The organism is Novosphingobium sp. 32-60-15 (assembly GCF_002280675.1).
Classification (GTDB): domain Bacteria; phylum Pseudomonadota; class Alphaproteobacteria; order Sphingomonadales; family Sphingomonadaceae; genus Novosphingobium.
Genome location: NZ_NCEN01000019.1, coordinates 84,556 through 90,997, shown reverse-complemented (window position 1 = coordinate 90,997; position 6,442 = coordinate 84,556). Strand labels below are relative to the sequence as shown.

Here is a 6,442-nt window from a genome sequence, read left to right as displayed (position 1 = left end):
AAAATCCAGGCCGCTGTCTAAACCATCGGAATGGTGGTTCCCTTTTGGACGCCGATCACCCCGCTAGCCGGGTTCCTTTTGCACGCCGATCCACAATTTGGAGGGGCAGCATCTGCCTTACTTGATCCCGAGAGCACTGGCGCTCTGACGGTTTTTGCCTTTCAGATTGGTACTGACGGACAGGCTTCTACTTGTCGCGCATGGCTGTGCCGCGATCCTCTTGAGGAAGAGCAGATTGAGGATAGGGTTGGGCCAGTTGAGCCAGGCAAATGGCTTTCATGGCCGATGCAGACATCAACCCTCTTGCAGAGCGATTCGCTGGCGCGCGCCAGTTGCTGGCTTGAAGCTGATGAAATTCCAGTTGCATGGCTTAACCGATTTCCCACTGGCGCAGAGGTTGTCCGCAAAACTATTGAATTGCGTAGTCGGCGGATACTCGATCCAGATCGCCGCTTGCTTGCGCGTAGGGAGTGCGAATACGAGCTTTTTCGCAGTGTTGAGCAAGCGATTGAAATGCCCAACATCGCGGCGGGCTTTGCCGATATAGAAACGTTCATTTCCCGTGCGCAAACGATATTGCAGCGCCGCAAAGCCCGCTCAGGACATTCTCTCGAACTCCATACCCGCGAGATTTTTCTGGAAGAGCTTCTTGTCGAAGGAGCGCACTTTCAGCACCAACCTGAATCGGAGAAGGGCAAAAAGCCCGATTTCCTATTCCCGTCACAGGCCGCCTACAGGGACCCCTCATTCCCTGCGGAGCGCCTGCGGATGCTGGCCGTTAAGACAACATGCAGGGATCGCTGGCGACAAATCCTGAATGAGGCTGACCGCATCCCTCAAAAACACCTGCTCACGTTGCAGGAAGGGATATCTGAAAGCCAATTCGGCGAAATGGTCCGGTCGGGCGTCCAACTTGTCGTCCCAGCGGGACTTGTCAGCAAGTTTCCTAAAACAGTTCAGCCACATCTTCAGTCTCTCTCAGCTTTCATCGAAGGTCGCCGGGCTATTGAAGCTTGAATATGGGCATATGAAGTCAGCGGGATGCCCGTTCTGCGCAGGTGGCTGGGTTACCGTACCCTGCGTGGCACCGGTCGCGCCGCCAGTTCCATCAGCGAGCTTGATCGTAACCGGTTCACAACTGCTGAACGCACCGTACCAGCATGATGGTATTGGTTTCCCACAATCACGTCGCTGTATCGCTTTGCAACCGCAGCTTTGCGGCTTAATGTCTTCCGCATAACGAGCAGAAGCAGGTTTCCACGTGAACGACCAACCCAAGCAGCTGGGTTTTGATCTTGGCGATGCGCCAGAATCCCCCCCCGAATTGCCCGATCCTGAAGCGATTCGGGAAAAGCTGCTTGCCACGCTTTCGCAGGCCAAACGGGCGCTTGATACTTCCCCTTGGGATGAACGGACATTCAAGTTTCACAAAGTCGTGTTTCCGCAGATGGCCAATTGGCTTCCTGATGATGAAGCCGATCAACTCCGCTTCGAATTCGCGCAGGAAGTCGCCCGAATAGAACTGCTGATGGCTGCCTGACGCAATCCCCCCTCCCTCAGGCCGAAGGGGACGCATCACCTTACTCCCCTCCCATGTATGGGAGGGGTTGGGGGAGGGCATGTTGCGCAGCCGCGCGCATTCAACCCACCCCACCCTTGACCCCACCCGCGAATCCAACTAAGGGCGCAACCTTCCCGCAGCGGTCATGCCGTTTTGTGGGGCAGAGCTGAACATTGCCGGTGCGTGCAGGTGGGTCAAACTTCCCTGTGTAATCCGCCAAAGTAACCCGGCCCTTTTGTCCGGGTGGAGCGTTTCGGTTCGTTGATGTGGCAGGCGGCGGGGCATATGTCTCGCAACCCCGGCGCATTCGCGAAACCCGCGATATCTTCACCTTGCCCACGGGGTCACAACCAAGGTGAAGAGTACTTCATGCCTACTATCAATCAGCTGGTCCGCAAGGGCCGCGAACCGCAGAAGGCCAAGTCAAAGGTCCCTGCGATGGAGCAGAACCCGCAGAAGCGCGGCGTTTGCACACGCGTTTACACGACGACGCCAAAGAAGCCGAACTCGGCTCTCCGCAAGGTCGCCAAGATCCGTCTGACCAACCAGCGCGAAGTCATTTCGTACATCCCCGGTGAAGGCCACAACCTTCAGGAGCACTCGGTTGTGCTCATCCGTGGCGGCCGCGTCCGCGATCTTCCCGGTGTTCGTTACCACGTCCTGCGCGGCGTGCTCGATACACAGGGCGTCAAGGATCGCAAGAAGTCGCGCTCGAAGTACGGCGCCAAGCGTCCGAAGTGACCTCGGTTCGGTAGGGTGATCGTCATCCCGGACTTGATCCGGGATCCATGTCTCCCCACCGCGCTGTCGTTTCAGGAATTGAGAAACCCGCTCCGCACCGCACGATAGATACTGAAGCAAGTTTTCAGGTGACGATGCAGGGAAGGGCAGGGTTTCAATCGGAAGGAATTAAAGATGTCACGTCGTCGTCGTCCGGAAAAGCGGGTCATCCTGCCTGATCCGAAGTTTGGTGATCAGACCCTGTCGAAGTTCATGAACAACCTCATGCTCGATGGTAAGAAGTCGGTCGCAGAAAGCATCGTTTACGGTGCAATGGACACCATGTTGGCCCGCGCCAAGGCGGATCCGATCCAGCTGTTCCATGATGCGCTCAACAACGTAAAGCCGCAGATCGAAGTGCGTTCGCGCCGCGTTGGTGGTGCTACGTATCAGGTTCCTGTCGAAGTGCGTCCTGAACGTGCGCAGGCTCTGGCCATCCGCTGGTTGATCACCGCAGCCCGCAATCGTTCGGAAACGACGATGGCTGCACGTCTGTCGGCTGAACTGCTTGATGCTGCCAACAACCGTGGTAACGCGGTCAAGAAGCGTGAAGATACTCACCGTATGGCCGACGCGAACCGCGCGTTCAGCCACTACCGCTGGTAATCGAGCGTCTTTAAACGGTCACACTTGTAACCATATGGGCGGGGTCAACCCGGCTCCCCCATACTCCCAAGGAACAGCACCATGGCACGCAGCCATCCGCTCGATCGCTATCGTAACTTCGGCATCATGGCACACATCGATGCCGGCAAGACGACGACGACCGAGCGCATCCTTTTTTATACCGGCAAGTCCTACAAGATCGGCGAAGTCCATGACGGCGCTGCCACGATGGACTGGATGGAACAGGAGCAGGAACGCGGCATCACGATCACGTCGGCCGCGACGACCTGCATCTGGAACGATCACCGCCTGAACATCATCGACACCCCCGGCCACGTTGACTTCACCATCGAAGTCGAACGCTCGCTGCGCGTGCTCGATGGTTGCGTCGCCGCCTTTGATGGCGTCGCCGGCGTTGAACCGCAGTCGGAAACCGTGTGGCGCCAGGCGGACAAATACAAAGTCCCGCGCATGTGCTTCATCAACAAACTCGATCGCACCGGCGCAAACTTCTACTATTGCGTCCAGACAATCATCGACCGCCTCGGCGCCAAGCCAGCTGTGCTGTATCTCCCGATCGGCGCAGAAGGTGATTTCAAGGGTCTGGTCGATCTGGTTGAAAACCGGGCGATCATCTGGAAGGACGAAGCGCTCGGCGCCGAATTCTTCTACGAAGAAATCCCTGCCGACATGGCCGACAAAGCCGCTGATTATCGCAACCAATTGATCGAACTTGCCGTTGAGCAGGACGATGACGCGATGGAAGCATACCTCGAAGGCAACGAACCTGACGTGGCAACGCTCAAGGCGTTGATCCGCAAGGGTACGCTCGGCCAGGCATTCGTGCCCGTACTGTGCGGCTCGGCGTTCAAGAACAAGGGCGTTCAGCCGCTGCTCGATGCCGTGGTTGATTACCTGCCTTCGCCGCTCGACATTGAAGACGTTCAGGGCATCAATCCTGATACGGACGAACCAGACAGCCGTGCGACGTCGGACGATGCGCCGTTCTCGGCGCTGGCGTTCAAGATCATGAACGATCCGTTCGTGGGCTCGCTGACCTTTACCCGCATCTATTCAGGCACTCTCAACAAGGGCAGCTACCTGAACTCGGTCAAGGGCAAGAAGGAAAAGGTTGGCCGCATGCTGCTGATGCATGCAAACAGCCGTGAAGACATCGATGAAGCCTATGCCGGCGACATTGTGGCTTTGGCCGGCCTCAAGGAAACGACCACCGGTGACACGCTGTGTTCCGAACGTCAGCCGATCATTCTTGAGCGCATGGAATTCCCTGAGCCCGTTATCGAGCTTTCGGTGGAACCCAAGACCAAGGCTGACCAGGAAAAGATGGGCGTTGCGCTGCACCGTCTGTCGGCCGAAGATCCTTCGTTCCGCGTTGCGACCGATCATGAATCGGGCCAGACGATCATCAAGGGGATGGGCGAACTCCACCTCGAAATCATCGTCGATCGTATGCGCCGTGAATTCAAGGTTGAAGCCAATGTCGGTGCGCCGCAGGTGGCTTACCGCGAATACCTCGGCAAGGCTGTGGATGTGGATTATACCCACAAGAAGCAGTCGGGTGGTACCGGACAGTTCGGTCGCGTAAAGGTGCGTGTCACGCCGGGTGAGCGCGGTTCAGGCATCATCTTCACCGATGAAATCAAGGGCGGTAATATTCCCAAGGAATATATCCCCGCGATTGAAAAGGGTTTCCGCGAAATCGCGGCCACGGGTTCGCTCGTAGGGTTCCCGATCATCGATTTTGCCATCACGCTCTACGACGGCGCATACCATGACGTCGACTCGTCGGCGCTGGCATTCGAAATCGCCGGCCGTGGCTGTATGCGTGAAGTCGCGCAGAAGGCAGGCATCAAGCTGCTCGAACCGATCATGAAGGTCGAGGTGATTACGCCTGAGGAATACCTCGGTGACGTGATCGGCGATATTAACTCACGTCGCGGCCAGATCCAGGGCACGGACAGCCGGGGCAATGCCCAGGCCGTTACGGCAATGGTCCCTCTGGCAAACATGTTCGGCTACGTGAACCAGCTCCGCTCGTTCACCCAGGGCCGCGCAAACTACTCGATGTTCTTTGACCACTACGACGAGGTTCCGGCCAACGTAGCGGCCGAAGTCAAAGCGAAGCTTGCATAAGACCACGGATAGCTTTAGGGGCGGCGCTCGATTCAGCGGGTGCCGTCCATTTCCCGCAGTATCTGCACACATACGAAAAGAAGGTTTGAACAATGGCCAAGGCTAAGTTTGAGCGGACCAAGCCGCACTGCAACATCGGCACCATCGGTCACGTTGACCACGGAAAGACCACGCTGACCGCCGCAATCACCAAGGTTCTCGCTGAGACCGGTGGCGCGACGTTCACGGACTACGCGAACATCGACAAGGCTCCAGAAGAGCGTGAACGCGGCATCACCATTTCGACCGCACACGTCGAATATGAAACTGCCAACCGTCACTATGCACACGTCGACTGCCCAGGCCACGCTGACTATGTGAAGAACATGATCACCGGCGCTGCGCAGATGGACGGTGGCATTCTGGTTGTGAACGCTGCTGACGGTCCAATGCCGCAGACCCGCGAACACATCCTGCTTGCTCGCCAGGTTGGCGTGCCAGCTCTGGTTGTTTACATGAACAAGGTCGATCAGGTCGATGACGAGGAAATCCTCGAACTCGTCGAACTCGAAGTTCGTGAACTGCTTTCATCGTATGGCTTCCCTGGCGATGACATCCCTGTGATCAAGGGTTCGGCTCTGGCCGCACTCGAAGGCCGCAATGATGAAATCGGCAAGTCGTCGATTCACGCGCTGATGGACGCTGTTGACAGCTACATCCCGCAGCCTCCACGCCCAACCGACAAGCCTTTCCTGATGCCAGTGGAAGACGTGTTCTCGATCTCGGGTCGTGGTACGGTTGTGACCGGCCGCGTTGAAACCGGTATCGTCAAGGTTGGCGAAGAAGTTGAAATCGTTGGTCTGAAGGACACGCAAAAGACCGTCGTGACCGGCGTTGAAATGTTCCGCAAGCTGCTCGATCAGGGTGAAGCTGGCGACAACATCGGCGCGCTGGTTCGTGGTGTTAAGCGTGAAGACGTCGAGCGCGGCCAAGTGCTGTGCAAGCCCGGTTCGGTTACGCCGCACACCGAGTTCTCGGCTGAAGTCTATGTGCTGTCGAAGGACGAAGGCGGCCGTCACACGCCATTCTTCGCCAACTACCGCCCACAGTTCTACTTCCGCACGACCGACGTGACCGGTGAAGTTGTTCTGCCAGAAGGCACCGAGATGGTTATGCCTGGCGACAACGTTTCGATCGGCGTCAAGTTGATCGCTCCAATCGCGATGGATCCAGGTCTTCGCTTCGCAATTCGCGAAGGTGGCCGGACTGTCGGTTCTGGGGTTGTCAGCACCATCACGAAGTAATATAGGCCGCGCTCCAGCGGAGAGAATCACTCTCTCCGCTGGACGGTTTTTACTTCTG

At 57.3% G+C, this 6,442-nt stretch carries 7 protein-coding genes; all 7 read left to right on the top strand.

Annotated features, from left to right (window positions below):
• The first annotated feature begins 78 nt into the window (after nucleotides 1-78).
• The 7 genes from B7Y89_RS13635 to tuf all read left to right on the top strand — a co-directional run bounded on the left by B7Y89_RS13635 (nucleotide 79) and on the right by tuf (nucleotide 6,384).
• The gene (locus tag B7Y89_RS13635) at nucleotides 79-1,017 is read left to right on the top strand and encodes a type II restriction endonuclease (RefSeq protein WP_292939043.1); all 939 of its coding nucleotides are present in this window, start codon (nucleotides 79-81) and stop codon (nucleotides 1,015-1,017) included.
• A 24-nt stretch (nucleotides 1,018-1,041) separates the two neighbouring features.
• Nucleotides 1,042-1,164: a hypothetical protein gene (locus B7Y89_RS13630; protein ID WP_292939042.1), complete on the top strand. Its 123-nt coding sequence runs from the start codon at nucleotides 1,042-1,044 to the stop codon at nucleotides 1,162-1,164.
• 97 nt (nucleotides 1,165-1,261) lie between these two features.
• On the top strand, nucleotides 1,262-1,540 hold the full coding sequence (locus B7Y89_RS13625) for a hypothetical protein (RefSeq protein WP_292939041.1): 279 nt from the start codon (nucleotides 1,262-1,264) through the stop codon (nucleotides 1,538-1,540).
• Nucleotides 1,541-1,930: 390 nt separating this feature from the next.
• Entirely contained in the window at nucleotides 1,931-2,302 is a 372-nt protein-coding gene (rpsL, locus tag B7Y89_RS13620; RefSeq protein ID WP_054107594.1) for a 30S ribosomal protein S12, read from the top strand.
• A gap of 174 nt (nucleotides 2,303-2,476) precedes the next feature.
• Nucleotides 2,477-2,947 carry a 30S ribosomal protein S7 gene (gene rpsG / locus B7Y89_RS13615; RefSeq protein ID WP_292939040.1) on the top strand — a complete coding sequence of 157 codons (471 nt, stop codon included), beginning with the start codon at nucleotides 2,477-2,479 and terminating at the stop codon, nucleotides 2,945-2,947.
• An 81-nt stretch (nucleotides 2,948-3,028) separates the two neighbouring features.
• On the top strand, nucleotides 3,029-5,101 hold the full coding sequence (gene fusA, locus B7Y89_RS13610) for an elongation factor G (protein WP_292939039.1): 2,073 nt from the start codon (nucleotides 3,029-3,031) through the stop codon (nucleotides 5,099-5,101).
• Nucleotides 5,102-5,193: 92 nt separating this feature from the next.
• Nucleotides 5,194-6,384 carry an elongation factor Tu gene (gene tuf / locus B7Y89_RS13605; protein ID WP_292939038.1) on the top strand — a complete coding sequence of 397 codons (1,191 nt, stop codon included), beginning with the start codon at nucleotides 5,194-5,196 and terminating at the stop codon, nucleotides 6,382-6,384.
• Nucleotides 6,385-6,442: the final 58 nt, after the last annotated feature.